A 693-nucleotide genomic window follows, 5' to 3' on the forward strand; every position below is an offset into this window, starting at 1 on the left:
TCCTGGGCGTGCCACCAGACCGTGCCGCCACCATCCACCCACTGGCGCACCCGCAGCTCCTCCTGGACGCTCAACACGGCTTTCAGGCCCTCCCAAAGGTGGCGCCATCTTTCAGGCAGACCCAAAACAGAGGGATCCCTGCCGCTGGACTCTGCTGCTAGTTGCCGTTGTTCCTGTTCCAGCAACTCCAGCAGGCGGGTGTTGTTGGCTGCCCTGGCTGCTTCTAGACGATGGGCCAGAGAGGCAGCGATGTTCCGCCGATGGCAGGCCAGGAAGCTAACTCTACTCGCTTCAGCAGTTGCGTTCATGAGAGATCTCCCCACCCTGACCTCTACACGCCAATTCTATCGTAGATTCTGTAGCAATAGATACGATTCAAAACCTTGGCAATCGCCCTGGTCGGTAAAGAGGGGGTCAAGGTTATTGCGGTACTAAAAGCGCAGGTCAGAGGGAATTTGTTGCAAGTAAGTTTCAATTCACAACTTTTTCTTAACAAGTGGTTTCGATCTTGAGGATCTGACTTACTTTGTTACCTGTAGAGCGTTCCTCGTCGAAAACCTATGAGCCTTGTTGCCCAAGTCATCGCGCAGTCGGATGCGGCCGATCGCTTCCTCAGCAGTGCCGAGATCGCCAAGCTAGAAGACTTCTTCAGCAAAGGTCAAGTGCGTATCCGAGCCGCCCAAAAGTTAGCAG

The 693-nt window shown here is 54.5% G+C and carries 1 protein-coding gene and 1 pseudogene; one reads left to right on the forward strand and one right to left on the reverse strand.

The window, feature by feature from the left end:
- Window positions 1–308, reverse strand: a 308-nt coding sequence (locus NW827_RS08965; RefSeq protein ID WP_414503586.1) for a hypothetical protein, incomplete at its 3' end; no start/stop codon positions are given.
- Between the two features lie 252 nt (window positions 309–560).
- Between NW827_RS08965 and NW827_RS08970 the strand changes: the two are divergent.
- Window positions 561–693 (forward strand): annotated as a pseudogene (locus NW827_RS08970) (allophycocyanin); the annotation flags it as partial.

Origin of the sequence: Synechococcus sp. H70.1 (genome assembly GCF_047502705.1) — a bacterium.
In the GTDB taxonomy this organism is placed as follows: domain Bacteria; phylum Cyanobacteriota; class Cyanobacteriia; order Thermostichales; family Thermostichaceae; genus Thermostichus.